Origin of the sequence: Fictibacillus sp. NRS-1165 (genome assembly GCF_050468105.1) — a bacterium.
GTDB lineage: Bacteria > Bacillota > Bacilli > Bacillales > Fictibacillaceae > Fictibacillus_C > Fictibacillus_C terrinigri.
Window position 1 is genome coordinate 14,407 of sequence record NZ_JBDPNU010000026.1, and the last position, 15,380, is coordinate 29,786.

The 15,380-nt window shown below is 45.9% G+C and carries 13 protein-coding genes; 11 read left to right on the forward strand and 2 right to left on the reverse strand.

All coding sequences use genetic code 11. From position 1 onward, the window contains the following. Nucleotides 1-110 precede the first annotated feature (110 nt). The 7 genes from ABHN01_RS12745 to ABHN01_RS12775 all read left to right on the forward strand — a co-directional run bounded on the left by ABHN01_RS12745 (nucleotide 111) and on the right by ABHN01_RS12775 (nucleotide 7,678). Nucleotides 111-1,295 (forward strand): acyl-CoA dehydrogenase family protein, encoded by a 1,185-nt coding sequence (locus ABHN01_RS12745; RefSeq protein ID WP_429875846.1) that lies wholly within the window; start codon nucleotides 111-113, stop codon nucleotides 1,293-1,295. Beyond that, nucleotides 1,255-2,481: an acyl-CoA dehydrogenase family protein gene (locus tag ABHN01_RS12750; RefSeq protein WP_429875847.1), complete on the forward strand. Its 1,227-nt coding sequence runs from the start codon at nucleotides 1,255-1,257 to the stop codon at nucleotides 2,479-2,481. The genes ABHN01_RS12745 and ABHN01_RS12750 overlap by 41 nt, the downstream gene beginning before the upstream one ends. A gap of 45 nt (nucleotides 2,482-2,526) precedes the next feature. Continuing rightward, nucleotides 2,527-2,889 (forward strand): SCP2 sterol-binding domain-containing protein, encoded by a 363-nt coding sequence (locus tag ABHN01_RS12755; protein WP_429875848.1) that lies wholly within the window; start codon nucleotides 2,527-2,529, stop codon nucleotides 2,887-2,889. 80 nt (nucleotides 2,890-2,969) lie between these two features. After that, nucleotides 2,970-4,850, forward strand: coding sequence for an AMP-dependent synthetase/ligase (locus ABHN01_RS12760; RefSeq protein ID WP_429875849.1), 1,881 nt, complete (start codon nucleotides 2,970-2,972; stop codon nucleotides 4,848-4,850). Beyond that, the gene (locus tag ABHN01_RS12765; RefSeq protein WP_429875850.1) at nucleotides 4,851-5,684 is read left to right on the forward strand and encodes an SDR family NAD(P)-dependent oxidoreductase; all 834 of its coding nucleotides are present in this window, start codon (nucleotides 4,851-4,853) and stop codon (nucleotides 5,682-5,684) included. 42 nt (nucleotides 5,685-5,726) lie between these two features. Beyond that, nucleotides 5,727-6,890: a thiolase family protein gene (locus ABHN01_RS12770; RefSeq protein WP_429875851.1), complete on the forward strand. Its 1,164-nt coding sequence runs from the start codon at nucleotides 5,727-5,729 to the stop codon at nucleotides 6,888-6,890. Further along, on the forward strand, nucleotides 6,890-7,678 hold the full coding sequence (locus tag ABHN01_RS12775) for an enoyl-CoA hydratase/isomerase family protein (RefSeq protein ID WP_429875852.1): 789 nt from the start codon (nucleotides 6,890-6,892) through the stop codon (nucleotides 7,676-7,678). The genes ABHN01_RS12770 and ABHN01_RS12775 overlap by 1 nt, the downstream gene beginning before the upstream one ends. Nucleotides 7,679-7,799: 121 nt before the next feature. On the opposite strand, the gene ABHN01_RS12780 is transcribed toward ABHN01_RS12775, so the two are convergent. Next, nucleotides 7,800-8,048 (reverse strand): hypothetical protein, encoded by a 249-nt coding sequence (locus ABHN01_RS12780; RefSeq protein ID WP_429875853.1) that lies wholly within the window; start codon nucleotides 8,046-8,048, stop codon nucleotides 7,800-7,802. A gap of 49 nt (nucleotides 8,049-8,097) precedes the next feature. Here ABHN01_RS12780 and ABHN01_RS12785 point away from each other — a divergent pair, with 49 nt between their 5' ends. Next, complete coding sequence (locus ABHN01_RS12785; protein WP_429876020.1) at nucleotides 8,098-8,937, forward strand: NAD(P)/FAD-dependent oxidoreductase; 840 nt, start codon at nucleotides 8,098-8,100, stop codon at nucleotides 8,935-8,937. Nucleotides 8,938-9,493: 556 nt separating this feature from the next. On the opposite strand, the gene ABHN01_RS12790 is transcribed toward ABHN01_RS12785, so the two are convergent. Continuing rightward, complete coding sequence (locus ABHN01_RS12790) at nucleotides 9,494-10,732, reverse strand: SGNH/GDSL hydrolase family protein (RefSeq protein ID WP_429875854.1); 1,239 nt, start codon at nucleotides 10,730-10,732, stop codon at nucleotides 9,494-9,496. Between the two features lie 415 nt (nucleotides 10,733-11,147). Between ABHN01_RS12790 and ABHN01_RS12795 the strand changes: the two genes are divergently transcribed. The 3 genes from ABHN01_RS12795 to ABHN01_RS12805 are packed head-to-tail and all read left to right on the forward strand — an operon-like array spanning nucleotide 11,148 to nucleotide 15,287. Continuing rightward, nucleotides 11,148-12,473: an FAD-binding oxidoreductase gene (locus ABHN01_RS12795; protein ID WP_429875855.1), complete on the forward strand. Its 1,326-nt coding sequence runs from the start codon at nucleotides 11,148-11,150 to the stop codon at nucleotides 12,471-12,473. Nucleotides 12,474-12,475: 2 nt separating this feature from the next. Further along, the gene (locus ABHN01_RS12800; protein WP_429875856.1) at nucleotides 12,476-13,861 is read left to right on the forward strand and encodes a (Fe-S)-binding protein; all 1,386 of its coding nucleotides are present in this window, start codon (nucleotides 12,476-12,478) and stop codon (nucleotides 13,859-13,861) included. Next, nucleotides 13,833-15,287, forward strand: coding sequence for an FAD-binding oxidoreductase (locus tag ABHN01_RS12805; protein WP_290400562.1), 1,455 nt, complete (start codon nucleotides 13,833-13,835; stop codon nucleotides 15,285-15,287). Before ABHN01_RS12800 ends, ABHN01_RS12805 begins: the two co-directional genes overlap by 29 nt. Nucleotides 15,288-15,380: the final 93 nt, after the last annotated feature.

A 15,380-nucleotide genomic window follows, 5' to 3' on the forward strand; every position in this document is an offset into this window, starting at 1 on the left:
GGATTATATATTGATACCAATACGTACTCGTATCACTTCTGAACTCGGAACCTTTTATTTTTTGTTTGATACGTACTAATACGTACTAGTATTTTAAAGGAGGAGATCTGTTGATTTCGTTTCAGCCTACCGTGGATGAAATAGCTTTTAGGAATCTTGCCAGAAATTTTGCGAAGGAGAAACTTCGCCCTTTGGCACGCGATTTTGAAGAAACGAGGCAAGTGTCGGACGAAATATCACGAGAGATTAACGAACTGGGATTTTCGGCTCTCGAACTTCCGGCAGATTGGGACGGCCTTGAACTGCCATTGATCTCACAGGTACAAATTGTAGAGGCTTTAAGCGCCGGAGATCTTGGCGGCGTCCAGGGATTCAGGGGACCCGGTGAAGCGGCTTCTCTGTTTCGATTGGTCCCTGCTCATCCACTCTTTAATAAAATAAAAAAGACAACAAGAGATAAAACATGGCCTGCTGTCGCTTTTTTAAATGGCAATAAGCCGAACCATTCGTCATCTCTACGACTGGAATTGCAATCCAGCGGAGGGGGCTATCTTTTAAACGGAACTTCCCGACCGCTTAGAATGGCAAAATACGCTGGCTATCTTTTGGTTGGTTTAAAAGATACTACAGGCGAACAGCTTCTGATTTGGCTTGAAGATCATGGACAATGGAGACTGCTTGAAGGAGATTACCGGCTCGGATTGCTGGCCTCGGGATTCTCAAAAATACAATTTCATGACACCGTCATTACAGACGAACAGGTGCTGGCCAAAGGACACGAAGCAAAGGTGCTGCTTTCACAAATGCTGACAAGAACCAGGGTACTTGAAGCTGCAAAGGAAGTAGGCGCCATGGAAGCAGCATTGGACCATGCGGCAGTTTATACCGCACAGCGTAAGGCATTCGGACAGGAAATCGCCAAGTTTCAAGGCGTATCTTTTACACTCGCAGATATGTCCATTAAAACACAGGCAGCCCGCCATTTAGTCTGGCAGTCTGCACTGAAGGTTGATGATCGTGATCCTGAAGGTGAAGCCGCTTCACAAAGTGCACTCCAATTTGCGCACCAGTCGCTTCGTTTTGTTACAGATTGTGCTGTCCAGCTTCTAGGTGGGCACGGGTATGTTCAGGACTTCCCGGTGGAAAAGTGGATGCGGGATGCCCAGGCGCAGATCATTTTTACGGAAGGAGAAAGCGAGTTGCTGTTGGATCATGGGGAATGGCTGATAGTTGGAGAGGAAAGGGGTGGCCTGCATGATTTCATTCAAAATGTCGCCGCATCAAATCCAGGTTAAGGAGGTTGTCCATTGGTTTGCTGAAAATGAGATGCGTCCGATATCATTGGCTTCCGATCAGCACAAAAGGGTGCCTGATGAGTGGCTGGAAAACATCAATCAGCTTGGAATCCAGCTCAGTACGTCCTCCTTCGGAGATTCAGACAGCACCAGCGAAGAATCAGATCAGACGGAGAAAAGAAAAAAATCAGAACGACAGGGAAACAGATTGGCCGTAATAGCTGCTGAAGAGCTTGGCTGGGGAGATCCTGCCATTGCGCTGACTCTTCCGGGCCCGGGCCTAGGCGGTCCGCCAGTGCAGGCCAGTGGGACTCCTGAACAAAAACGGCGTTTTATGTCTATCTTTTCAAGAGACGAACCGCCTAGATGGGGAGCATATGCGTTAACTGAGCCTGAAGCCGGATCAGATGTTTCAGGGTTGAAGACTACTGCTGTTAAAACGAATGGAGGCTACATTTTAAACGGGCAAAAGGTCTTTATTACGAACGGTGCCCGCGCTTCCTGGGTCGTTGTATTTGCCAAAGTGGACCAAAAATCAGGGCGTGCCGGGCACAGGGCATTTGTCGTAGAAAAGGGAACACCCGGTTTTAGCTGCACAAGGCTGGCAGATAAAATGGGTCTCCGAGCTTCTGAAACCGCAGAGCTTCTTCTCGAAGATTGTTTTGTGCCAGAGGAAAACCTTCTTGGGGGTGAATCCTACTATGAAGAGAAAAGTGCGGGTCATACCGGATTTCGTGTGGCCATGCAAACCTTTGACAATACCCGTCCTATTATTGCCGCTATGGCTACGGGGATAGCGAGGGCTGCTTTTGAATACACACTTGATTTCGTACAGCATGAATATCCAAAACACGGCCGCTCTTTCCATACAGCTTCAACAATTCTGGCAAAAGCGCAGCAGGAAATTGATGTATCAAGACTTCTGACCTGGGAGGCAGCATGGAAAGCGGATATGGGTAAGCCCAATGCAAAAGAAGCAGCGATGTGTAAAAGTTTTTCCGGCACCATTTCTCTTGGAGTGTGCAGCAGATGTCTTGAGGTCTTGGGGCCGGACGGCGTCGAAGGGCATCTTGTTGAAAAGCTTTACCGGGATGCAAAGATTTTTGATATTTTTGAAGGCACGAATCAAATACAGCATTTAATCATAGCGCGTCACTTGTATGAACCGCTTGGAGTACGCGTCTAGATTAATAGATCTTTAACCTTATCTAATTAAAGGAGGAAACGTAACATGGCAAAGGCAATTGAGGAATATTCTGTACAGGAAACAGGACAAAAAATCGAACAGGTGCTGAATGAAAATCCTGAGCCCATTAAGGAGATGAATGTAATCTATCAATATGACATCACAGATGAGGATTACTCTTTTCAGCTGCATTTGGCTGACGGAACAGCAAAGGTATCAGAAGGATCTCCTGACAAGGCAGACTGCACAATCCAGATGTCTTTTCCAGATTTTAAGAAGATGCTGCTTGGAAAATTAAACGGAACCGTTGCTTTCATGTCGGGAAAACTGAAGATCAGGGGCGATATCGGGAAAGCGATTAAAATAGAGAGCGTTTTGCGCCAGTACAACGTTGTTGACCACTTGTAGCAGCTGGCCGGCAGCTTCACAAAAGAACTCGAGAGCTATGGACGAGGTGGGGAGGAACAGTTCCTGTTTGGAGGTGTTTCATGAAAGCTGAAAATCTAGTTGAAATGGTCAAGTATTCGGTAGATCGGTATTTTGATAGAACTGCTCTCATGTGGAAGAGCAAGGGGCAATTTGTAAGCATGACCTACGGGGAGTTTTGGGGGAGAATCCGGAATACAGCGGCTGGACTGGCGCTGCTTGGTGTAGGGACAGGTGATAAAGTAGCCGTTCTTTCTGAAAATAACCCGGTGTGGCCAATTTGCGATCTTGCTATCATGAGCCTCGGAGCTGTTAGTGTTCCGGTCCACGCTGCTCTTCCGCAAGATCAGGTTGCTTTTATTATCAATAATTCAGAGTGTAAGGCGGTTATCGTACAAAATGATGCACTGCTCCGAAAGGTAAGCACCGCAGAGACGGGAGTTCTCTTCATTATCGTAATGGAGCCGGACGAAAGTCATCATGACACTGGACAGGTTTTTACGTATGAAATTCTCATGAAAATGGGTGGGGATCATCCGCTGCAGATGTGGGAAGAGATGTGGAAACACATCGACAGGATGCAGCTGGCCACCATTATTCATACATCAGGCACAACCGGGCATCCAAAGGGTGCGATGCTGACGCACGGGAATATTTTATCAAATGTGGAAGGCGTGCAGTTTTGGGTACTGGAAGCCAGGCCAACCGATGTCCTGCTTTCACACCTTCCGTTATCTCACGTTTTCGAACGGATGGCGGGACAATTTGTTCCGCTATCTGCGGGATCTGCCATCGCTTATGCGGAGAGTATGGAGAAGGTGTCAGAGAACCTTCTCGAAGTGAGACCCACTGTACTTGTAAGTGTGCCGCTCCTTTTAGAAAAAGTGTATACGAGGGTTCAAGAAAAAATTGAAGCGGGGACTCCCCTGCGAAGAAAAATTTTCAGCTGGGCATTAGGAGTCGGCATGAAACGGTATGAGGGTTATGTCACGCAATCGGTGGATGAGATCATGAAACAAGGATCTGTTCCGAAAGCGTTACGAAGAAAATGGGCACTTGCTAATTGGCTTGTCTATAAAAAGGTTAAAAAACAACTAGGTGGCCGGCTCAGGGGGCTAATTTCCGGGGGCGGTGCGCTCAGTCCTGAAATCGGGAGATTCTTTTGGGCGATCGATTTGCCTGCCCTTGAAGGCTATGGGCTGACTGAAACTTCGCCAGTGATTGCAGCTAATCCTATGATACGGACGAAAGTGGGCACGGTAGGTAAAATCCTTCCTAACCTGGAAATGCGTTTGGCACCTGATGGAGAGGTGATGGTTAGGGGCCCGAGCGTGATGACAGGCTATTACAATAATGAAAAGGCAACAAGGGAGGCATTCAGGGACGGCTGGCTGTTGACAGGAGATCTTGGGAAACTGGACGAAGACGGGTTCCTCTCGATCGTCGATCGAAAGAAGAGGATCATCGTCCTGAAAACAGGGAAAAATGTGGCTCCTCAGCCTGTGGAAAATGCCATCAATTTAAGCTCCTATATCGAAAATTGTGTTTTGATCGGCCAAAATCAGAAATACGTCATTGTTCTCGTTACTCCTGATTTTTCGGTCCTAGTGCCGTGGGCAAAGAAGAGAGGTTTGCCTGATCATTATGAAGCGATCGTCAAAAACGAAGAAGTACAGCAATTATTGCGAAGAGAAGTCGATGAGCGCACAAAAAAGTTTCCGCGTTATGAACAACCGAAAAAAGTGGTCATCCTGGGGGATGAATGGACAACCGGTACAGGAGAGCTAACGCCCTCGTTAAAGGTCCGCCTGCCGGTAATCGAGGAAAAATATAAGAATATCATTAAAAAGGTCTATGCTGAAGAACACCCAGTGGCAGCCAGCAGTGCAGCTGATGAGATTGCAGTGGGTTTGACTATGCATCAATCAGGGAGGGATGAATAGATGAAATTGCCGCTAGAAGGGAAGGTGGCTTTCGTAACAGGAGCTTCAAGAGGATTGGGCAGGGTAGATGCTCTTGCATTGGCTGAAGCAGGCGCTGACGTCATCGTGACTGATATTCTTGTGGAAGATGATGAAAATCTGGATGAAACGTCAGAGAGGCTGGGTCCCGTCGCGCAAGTCATGACCATGACCAAAAAAATATTTACAAAAACGACAATGGAACAAATTAAACAAATGGGGCGCAGGTCGGCCGCTTTTCGAATGGACGTGACGAACCGTGAAGAAGTTAGCAGGGTTATGGCCGAGGTGAATGAACAATTCGGGCATATAGATATCCTGATCAATAACGCAGCCACTCTTGATCACACGGTTAAGCTCGAGGATCAGAATGATGCGTATTGGGAACGAGACCTTTCCGTTAATTTAACCGGGGCTTACAACTGCTGTAAAGCGGTCTGGCCATATATGAAAAAACAAAAGCGCGGCCGTGTGATCAACATGGCATCGGTAGCAGGGACACACGGCGGTTATGGACAAGCAAGTTATTCCACAACAAAGGCAGGAATTTTGGGCCTTACTCGGACACTGGCATTGGAAGGGGCAAGATACAATATTACTGTAAACGCTATTGTGCCCGGGATCATTAATACAGAGGCGTTCCAGATGACCAATCCGGATTTGCGGGAACGGATGATTGCAAGAACGGCCCTTAAACGTCCGGGTGAACCCGAAGATATTGCCCATGCGATAACGTTTTTGGCGTCTGATCAAGCGAACTATATAACCGGTGCAGGCCTTCCTGTAGCAGGAGGAATTGATTTATTCACCTTTTAAACAACAATACAGCGACATCTTTAAAAATTCGAAAATGAAAGGATGAGGATGTTGGCGGACAGGGATGCGGTCATTATTGATGCCGTTCGAACTCCCATCGGCAGAAAAAAAGGGTCACTGTCAGGAACCCGCCCGGATGAGATGGCGGCGTCCGTTTTAAAAGAATTGGTTTCCCGTAATCACTTAAACCCGGCGGAGGTGGAAGATATTAAAATGGGATGTGTCACGCAAATCGATGAACAGGGGGCAAATATCGGCCGTATGGCGGGCCTCATTGCCGGATTTCCAGTGGAGGTGTGCGGAGTAAGCGTCAACCGGATGTGTGCTTCGAGTCTGGAAACGCTCGCCCAAGGGACTCATGCCATTATGGCAGGAATGTCAGACTGTGTGATTGCTGCAGGAGTTGAGAGCATGAACCGGGTGCCGATGGGAAGCGATGGGGGGAATTACAGCCCTCACCTTCTCGATCAGTATACGATCATTCCACAAGGGTTTTCCGCTGAATTGATTGGCGAGAGATGGGGTATTATCCGAACTGAGATGGATGAGTTCTCGTTTATAAGCCATCAGAAGGCTCTGAAAGCACAAAATGAGCGGTGGTTTGACCATGAGATTGTTTCGATTGAAGGCCGGAGTGCTGAAGGTGAACAGTTCTTGTTGGAAGAAGATGAAACAGTTAGGCCGGACACAACGAAGGAAGCCTTGGCAAACCTTCGTCCTTCTTTTCGACCGGACGGCCATATAACAGCGGGAAATTCGAGCCAGATCAGCGATGGTTCTGCGGCTGTTCTTCTGGCATCAAGAAAAAAGGCTGTGGAAATTGGCTTGAAGCCGCGTGCCAGGATTGTAGCAACCGCGCTTGCCGGGGTTGATCCGGAAATCATGCTGACAGCAATTATTCCTGCTACAGATAAAGTTTTGAAAAAGGCAGGCCTGGCCCTCACGGAGATCGATGTATTTGAAGTGAACGAGGCATTTGCATCCGTTGTATTGGCAAGGCAAAGGGAAACGGGTGCCGATCCTGGTAAAATCAATCCAAACGGAGGAGCCATTGCTTTAGGACACCCGCTCGGTGCAAGCGGTGCAAGGATCATTGCAACGATGACGAATGAACTGGAGCGCAGAAATGGAAGATTTGGTCTGGCCACCATGTGTATAGGCTTTGGGATGGCGGTTGCGGTGATCATAGAAAGGGAGGCGGAATAATGAATAAAACCGAAAAACAAGGTTTGCTTGAGCTAAAGGAGAACGTGGCTCTTATCACCATTAACCGGCCTCCTGCCAATGCGCTTAGCAAAGAAACACTATATGAACTTCAAGCCGTGTTTCGTCAACTGGAGCTTAATCCTAATGTCGGTGCAATCGTTCTGACCGGTTCAGGAGAAAAAAACTTCTCTAGCGGAGCGGATATTTCCGAGTTTGGGGAAATGGCGGATAGAGGCACCGCAGACGTTACACTTAACCGCATGCATGATTTTTTCAATTATATTGAAAGGTTTCCTAAACCGGTTATTGCCTGTATTAATGGAAAAGCGCTGGGCGGCGGAAATGAATTGCAAATGGCGTGCCACCTGTCCATCGCCTCCGATACGGCAGAACTTGGTCAGCCTGAGATCCGGCTTGGGATTATGCCAGGTTATGGCGGCACACAGCGTCTTCCACGGCAGATTGGGCAGCGCAGGGCTTTGGAACTCCTGTTGACCGGAGATCGAATTTCTGCTCAAAAAGCAGCAGATCTAGGTCTGATCAATCGGATTGTCCCGCAGGAACGGCTGTTGGATGAAGCGTTGAAATGGGCGAAACAGCTCGCAGACGGTCCGCCTTTGGCGATGAAAGGCATCCTTGATGCGGTTTACCAAGGATCCGAGGTTCAATTGGATGAAGGTATGGAAATTGAACGAAATAATGTAAAAAGAGTGATGACATCAGAAGACGCAGTAGAGGGTGTCATGGCGTTCTTTACTAAGAGAGGGCCGAAGTTCAAAGGGCGGTAATTTATTTTATTAGTAAGTCGCTTAACGATATAAACCTAGATAACAAAACCCAGCCCGTTAAGCTGGGTTTTTACCATTTTCAACATTACTATGAAGGTGATTAAGCGCGTGAAAGAGAAGTCTAATCATAATAATGATGAATAAGTGAGGAGTTGTCAGGTTCTATGATGAGTAAAAAATGATAAGGAAGAAGCGTTTCTTTGATCCTTTTGAAAATGAAACATGTTCTGCCACCATCCATACAAATTAAATATGCGCCAATCGACATCATTTCATCATGTTGCAGAACGTCAATTTCCTCAACCTCCCCCTTTCCGCGTGCCTCCTTAATAGAGGCATTCAGATAAATGGGAATTCCATGTTCTCTCACTTTGGCCACTTTCTCTAAATCCCGTGCTGCAATATGAGGTCCCTGTTCAATCGGTGATGTAGAATATAAAAGAACAGGCGGCTTGTCTCCTTTTTTTAATGAGAAAGATCGAGAGAAGGGGGAACGGCTTGCGGAATCCTACAGTAAAATAGGCATCAAAATTAAAGTGCTTTCACGCGAACAAGTATTGAAAAAAGAACCTTCCATTAATCCAGATGTGGCAGGTGCCACTTACAGCACGATCGACGGAAATGTTAATCCGTTCCGGCTGGTCGATATGTATATGAGAGCTGCTAAAAAAAACGGCGTAAACTACTCCTATTATGAGACGGTCATGGATATCAAACAGCAAAATGGAAGGTTTATCGTCACTTCCAAAAAAGGAGCTTACGTTTGCAAAAATCTTATCCTTGCCGGCGGAACCTGGTCGAGGGAATTGGGGAAAATGACAGGCATTCATATTCCTATCAACCAGGTAAGAGGACAAATTCTTATTACTGAACCCTTGAAGCCTTTCTTAAAACATACAATCAGCGGGATGAGGCAGGCAGATAACGGAGAAGTTTTAATCGGTTATTCAATGGAAAAGGCAGGGTTTAACCGTTCCACTACGCTTGATGTCATACAGGAAACTGCCAATATGGCGATATATTATATACCTGCTTTAGCAAAAGCAAAAATTGTCCGTGCATTTTCCGGCATTCGTGCGCTGCCGGAAGACGGCTTTCCAATCATCGGAAAAGTACCTGGCGTAGAAAATCTATTTGTTGCCGCTACACATAGCGGGGTTACACTCTCGCCCTTAATTGGTACCTTAATCACGGAATTAATCATTGACGGAGTAACATCGATACCGATTGATCGTTATTCGATTGCACGATTCGCTTGAAACGCTTAATTGGCAACGTTAGGCCGGTTTTCCTTTTATATTTCGGGTTCACAATCAAAATAGGCTTCGGTGCTTTTGCATAAACAAATCAATTATTAATAATGGGTTCTGCCCGGAAGAAGGATACGATTTTCTGTCCACATATAGCCCCAGATGTTTGGTAACCAAGAAGAAGAATTAGAAAAAGCACCGGACATTTACGGTGCTTTAAATTTATCTGAAAATTCTAAATCATTTTTTTTGATGTATGAATGAAACAATCCCTTCTATTAAAATTGAATGTAATTTTAAAAAGGAGTAGGATCCTGAATCAAGATCCTACTCCTTGACATTTACGTGAAAAGCTTAATCAAATATCCGAGCAAGATGCCGACAATTCCGAAATCCGAATCACCGAATGTCGTTCATACAAAACCGAGCGAGCCCAGTTCCGGAAAGAAATAATGTACAGAGGGGCAAAAGTGTACTGACCTAAAATTACATCCGGCTGTTTTCATCTAGGCAAGTAAATAAGCCCTTATGGTGTGCTGTGCACCCACACAAAAGAGCTTTTATATCACTCAAGTAGGGCAATGTCAATTCCGTTGGCCATTGCCTGGAATCCAGCATCACTTGGATGCAGATGATCACCCGAGTCAAAAGCAGGCAGCAGGCGTTGCGGATCTGCCGGGTCTTGGATCATCCGTTCAAAATCAATCACTTCGTCAAATGCCCCGCTTGTACGTATCCATTGATTAACCTCTTCTCTCGTTTTTTCTCCTTCTTCTGTAAAGTAGTTAGCGATGGTTGTCCCCCGAAAAGGTGTGAGTGTTCCCCCATAGACCTTGATTCCTTTCGCGTGTGCCTTGTCAATGATCTGCTCCATTCCGGCAATAATTTTGCTTGAATCGAACTCGTGTGGCTCCTGTCCAATATCATTTATGCCTTCTAAGAGAATAATATCGGTTACGCCAGGTTGTTCAAGTACATCATGGTTCAATCGATCGAGCGCCTTTTCACCAAAAATAGGAGAATCCCGAAGAATTCGATTGCCTGAAATACCTGAATTGATAACTGAAATTGAACGATGCTTGTACTTCTCTTGCAGTCTCTGATCAAAGTAATCTCCCCAGCTGCGGTTAGGATTCGAGGTGAATCCATAACTATCCGTGATGGAATCTCCCAACGTGATAATGACACGTGTTTTTTTATCCTTTGCGGCAACATCGATCCCTTCCATCCAAAACCAGTTTTTAAAGCCTTTTGTAAAGGAAGTACTCTGGTTTTCCGAAGTGTGATCACCCTGTTCTGATACATAGGTTGTTCGTTTTGATAGGGGATGCCAAGTCGTTGGCCCTGTGGCCGAGTGTGTATAGACGGATACAGTCAAATCTTGATTCTCTTTTACTTCAAAATCTACACTGTCACTGCTGATTTCCCTTCCCACAGGTATGACTGTGCGTTTCTTACCTTTAAAGGTAACCATACGTCCCGTTTTTGGTACCGTCTCAGCACCGGTTGCCGAATGAGCAAGTACTACTTTATCCAGCACCAAAGGCTTCACTCCATAAAGGTTAGAAAAACGCAGCCTGACATCTTTACCTCCTTGATTAGGATTTACAATCATCCGAATGGTTTGGTTCTTAAATCCATCGTGAGAAACACCGGATTCACGTGGCATCTGCTGGCTGGCTCCCCACGAAGCGATCCACTGATGGTGATTTGCCTGGGACGTATCGGCTGAAGCAATGGAGCCTCCAGCCATAAGTCCAACAGCAGCAATGATTGAAAGAATCGAATGTTTAAGTTTATGCATGCAAAACAACCTCCCATCTAAATTTAAGACAATATAATTTTTAAGTATTCGAATAGTTTTGTCAATTTACGCAAAAATTGAATAAGGGTAGAGTTTAGTCGGTGACAAAGAAAGTGTGGAGCTCAGGGATAACGGTCAATGTCCTAAATGACCTCATAATGGAGAAGAAAACCACGAAGGAACGGCAAGGACGTATCAAGAGTTAAATTAGCTCATCTAATAAAAAAACATGAATAATACCCATATCATTGGCAAATTTAATTAAATATTTAAAATTTTTTGGTAAATTCATTGAAAAAAGAGGTTCATGATGGTTTAATGAAGTTAAATTTAAAACTGATGCTATGAAGACTATTTTTTTAAAGATTATTCGAAACAGTGTTTCTTATTACCAAACAAAAGGAGGTGTAAAGTATTGATCACGACCTCATTACTCACGGATCTAAACTCCCTTTTACCTGAAGGTCAAATTATAACAGGTGAAAGTAAAAGCCATCCCCTGGGGAACGGGGGGTTCATCACTGTATTTCCCAAAACCGAAAAAGAAATCGAAAAAGTGTTGAAATATGCCAATGGTTATGAGAAAAAAGTTTGCGTTCAAGGGGGAGGAACGAAAAGAGGATTCGGTGGACTAATGGAAACGGCGGATATCTTGCTTTCATTATCGAAATATAAAGGCATTGTAGAACATACAGCTGGCAATATGACCATCACCGTGAAAGCAGGTACCCCTTTTCATGAATTGCAAACTTACTTAGCAGAGCATCAACAGAAGGTTTCACTGGATCCGGCTTGGCCCGAATACGCAACCATTGGCGGTATCATCGGTGCAAATGAAAGCGGTCCCAAGCGGCTCGGCTATGGTTCACCAAGGGATGTTGTCATCGGACTTCAAATGGTCTATCCCAATGGTTCAATGATTCGAACCGGTGGAAAAGTCGTAAAAAATGTTGCCGGCTATGATATGAACAAGCTCTTTATCGGGTCAATGGGAACGCTGGCCGTTATCTCTGAAGTTACCCTCAAACTCCGTCCGCTTGCAAAGTATGAAAGTCTGATGCTTTTGGCCTTTCCGGAAGGAAAATTCGAGCCGATTCGTTCATTTGTCACTAGCCTTTTAGAATCGATGATGGAACCCGCCGCACTTGAATTGTTGACTCCATCCTTATCCGAAACCTTGACCGGAAAAAAATGTTATACATTAGCCATCAGCTTCGAGGATGTGGAAAGCGCTGTCCATTACCAGGAGGAATTTGTTAGGAGCATTCAGCCGGTCCAAACGAATTTGGACATTTTGCAGCAAAAAGAAGCCGGGGCCTTTTGGGAGAAATTATATACCATCGGACCGAATGGAGCGATTGATTCAACTGCTAAAGAAACAGAAGCAGCGGTCAAAATTGGTGTGACGAACCTGGATGGTCTTCATGTCTTAAAGGAAAGCGCTCTTATGCAAGACAGCCACAACCTGGTAGTTGAGGGACATGCCGGATTAGGACATGGTTTATGCCAAGTGAATCTAAAAGGTGCGAGCGACGATGTCCTGCAGGCGATTCATCAACTAAGAAAATTTGTTGAACAGTTAAACGGATATCTCATTGTTAGACATCTGCCTTACGTACTCCGGCAGCAATTGAGTGTTTGGGGGGAACAGCCGTGCCATTTCTATTTGTTTGAAGGAATTAAAGCCAAAGTTGACCCAAATAGAATTCTTAATGATCAACGATTTGTGGGAGGGATTTAAAGGTGAGTATAACGGAAAGCGATGTGAAGGAACGGCCAGCCTGTACAACAACCAGCCTGAGCAATTATCGATGGAGCGATCCCCCTGACGAAAACAAATGGGCGGATTGTGTACATTGCGGGATGTGTCTGGAATCCTGTCCTACATATGAACTCACCGGCCAGGAGCAGCATTCCCCCCGCGGCCGGGTCCATCTCATCAAATCGGTGGCAGAAGGAAAACTGCAAGTCAATGAACAATTTATGGATCCTGTGTTTGCCTGTCTTGACTGTCGTGCGTGTACAACGGCCTGTCCAGCTGATGTGGATGTCGGCGGTCTGATCGAAGAGGCGCGCGGGCAAATTCGCCAAGCGATGCCCTTAACCGGATACAAAAAGGCGGTAAGCAAGCTCTTTCTGGAAAGCCTGTTTCCTCATCAGGAGCGATTGAATGCCCTCGGTCGTTTATTAAAGTTTTATCAAAAGAGCGGTATGCAAAAGGTGGTCCGTAAATCGGGACTTTTAAAGGTGATGCCTGACCACCTCGCTGATATGGAACGGATCCTTCCAGACATTAAAGAACCTGTGCGTAAAAAATACAAGGGTGAAAAAGTGATCAATGCAAAAGGCGAAACAAAGCATGAAGTGGCGTTGTTAACGGGATGTGTAATGGATGTGATGTTCAGCGACATTAATGAGGCAACAATCAATGTGCTCACACGAAACGGAAATGATGTGGTCATACCGGAAACGCAAACGTGCTGTGGCGCGCTCCATGTCCATGCGGGTGAACGAGAAATGGGAAGAAATCTTGCCAAGCAGAATATCGAAGCGTTTAAAGATGCTGAAAAAATAATTGTGAACGCGGCCGGCTGTGGCTGCATGATGAAGGAATATGCCGAATTGTTCCGTGGAGAGCCCGAATGGCAAGCGAAAGCACAAGATTTCTCGGCCAAGGTTGAAGACATTTCGAAATATCTTCATGACACGGGCTATGAAAAACCGCAAGCGGAAATGAAAACTCGTATCACGTACCACGATGCGTGCCATCTTGCACATGGGCAAGGAGTGCGGGAGGAGCCCCGCAATCTTCTGCTTGATATCCCAGGGGTAAAAATGGTCCACATGCCCAATGCTGATCGCTGCTGCGGAAGTGCTGGGATCTACAATCTTACCAATCCTGAAATGGCTGGTGAGGTGCTGGAAAGTAAAATGAAGAACGTTCCTGAAGAGGTGGAAATGATTTCGATGGGCAATCCCGGATGCATGCTTCAGATGGCGATGGGTGTTCAAAAATATGGAAGAAACCAAAAAGTGGTTCACACTGTCCAACTGCTGGACTGGGCCTACCAGAAAGAAGACGAATTAAGGGGGGAGAGGCATGGCATTAAAAGAAGTCAAAACAAATGATAAACATATTAGGAACCTGGCCAACATTGTCGGAGGTGCCCGTTCGATTCTTTATCACAAAGAAGACTTGCTGGCGTATGACTGCGATGGCTTTACGATTCATAAGCATCTGCCGAAAGCGGTGGTTTTCCCCAAAGATACACAGGAAGTTTCAAAGCTCGTAAAATATTGCTCTGACAACCATCTGCCTTTTCTTGCCCGCGGTGCAGGGACCGGATTAAGTGGCGGGGCCATTCCGGTCAATGGCGAAGTGATTATTAGTTTAGTAAGAATGAAGCGGCTGTTACACGTAGATTTTGAGAACCGAAGAGCGATGGTTGAACCCGGCTTTGTGAACCTCAAGCTCACGAACTCCATCTCTGATAAAGGGTATTACTATGCACCCGATCCGTCGAGCCAGTATTGCTGTACGATAGGGGGGAATGTGGCTGAAAATGCGGGGGGAGCTCATTGCCTCAAGTACGGCGTAACCACGAATCATATTTTGGGGTTGGAGGTGGTTTTGCCAAACGGCAAGATTATCGAAATTGGGAAGAACGGCATTCCTGATTCGCCTGGATATGATTTGCTCGGGTTGATCACAGGGTCTGAAGGAACATTAGGAATCGTAACGAAAATCACCGTGAGAATTCTGAAAAACCCGGAAGCGAAACAAACCGTGCTCGCGTATTTTGATAACGTTTCCGATGGAAGCCGTGCGGTTTCTGACATTATCTCAGCGGGAATTGTTCCTGCTGCGCTTGAAATGATGGATAAGACGGCTATTGAAGCAGTAGAAGCAGCGGCATTTCCTGTCGGCCACCCTCGAGATATTGAGGCGTTGCTCCTCATTGAAGTGGATGGCATATCTGCAGGGATTAATGAACAGATTAGCCAGATCCTGCACGTATGTGAAAACCGAAACGTTCGCGAAGTGAAAGTCGCCAAGGATGAATCCGAACGAGCCAGATGGTGGGCGAATCGGAAGACCGGTTTTGGGGCAATGGGAGCCATTTCTCCGGATTATCTTGTGCAAGACGGGGTGATCCCGCGGAGCCGGCTTCCGGAAGTGTTAAGCAGAATCAACAAAATCAGTGAAGAATCTGGCCTTCGGATTGCAAATATTTTTCATGCGGGAGACGGCAACTTACATCCATTGGTCCTTTTTGACGCCAGGATTCCTGGCCAAACGGAAAAGGCTTTAGCAGCAGGGAGTGCCTGTTTGCAAGTATGTGCCGATGTGGGCGGTACTATCACAGGTGAGCATGGCGTAGGAATTGAGAAAAGAGAGGAAATGCGTTTCGTCTTCACAGATGAAGAGATCAAGGCTCAGACGGACATTCGGGAAGTATTCAATCCAGATAATCTATTAAATGCGGGTAAATTATTTCCAAGTCCGGGACGTTGTGCAGAGATTAAAAAAGAGATGAAAGAAGCGGCACTTTAAAATAGTGTAAATTTTCCGAAAGTAATTGAAAACCTCGATCATTCCGTGCTATTCTTTTTTAAACAAAACACGAAACATCGTTTTGTAATAACA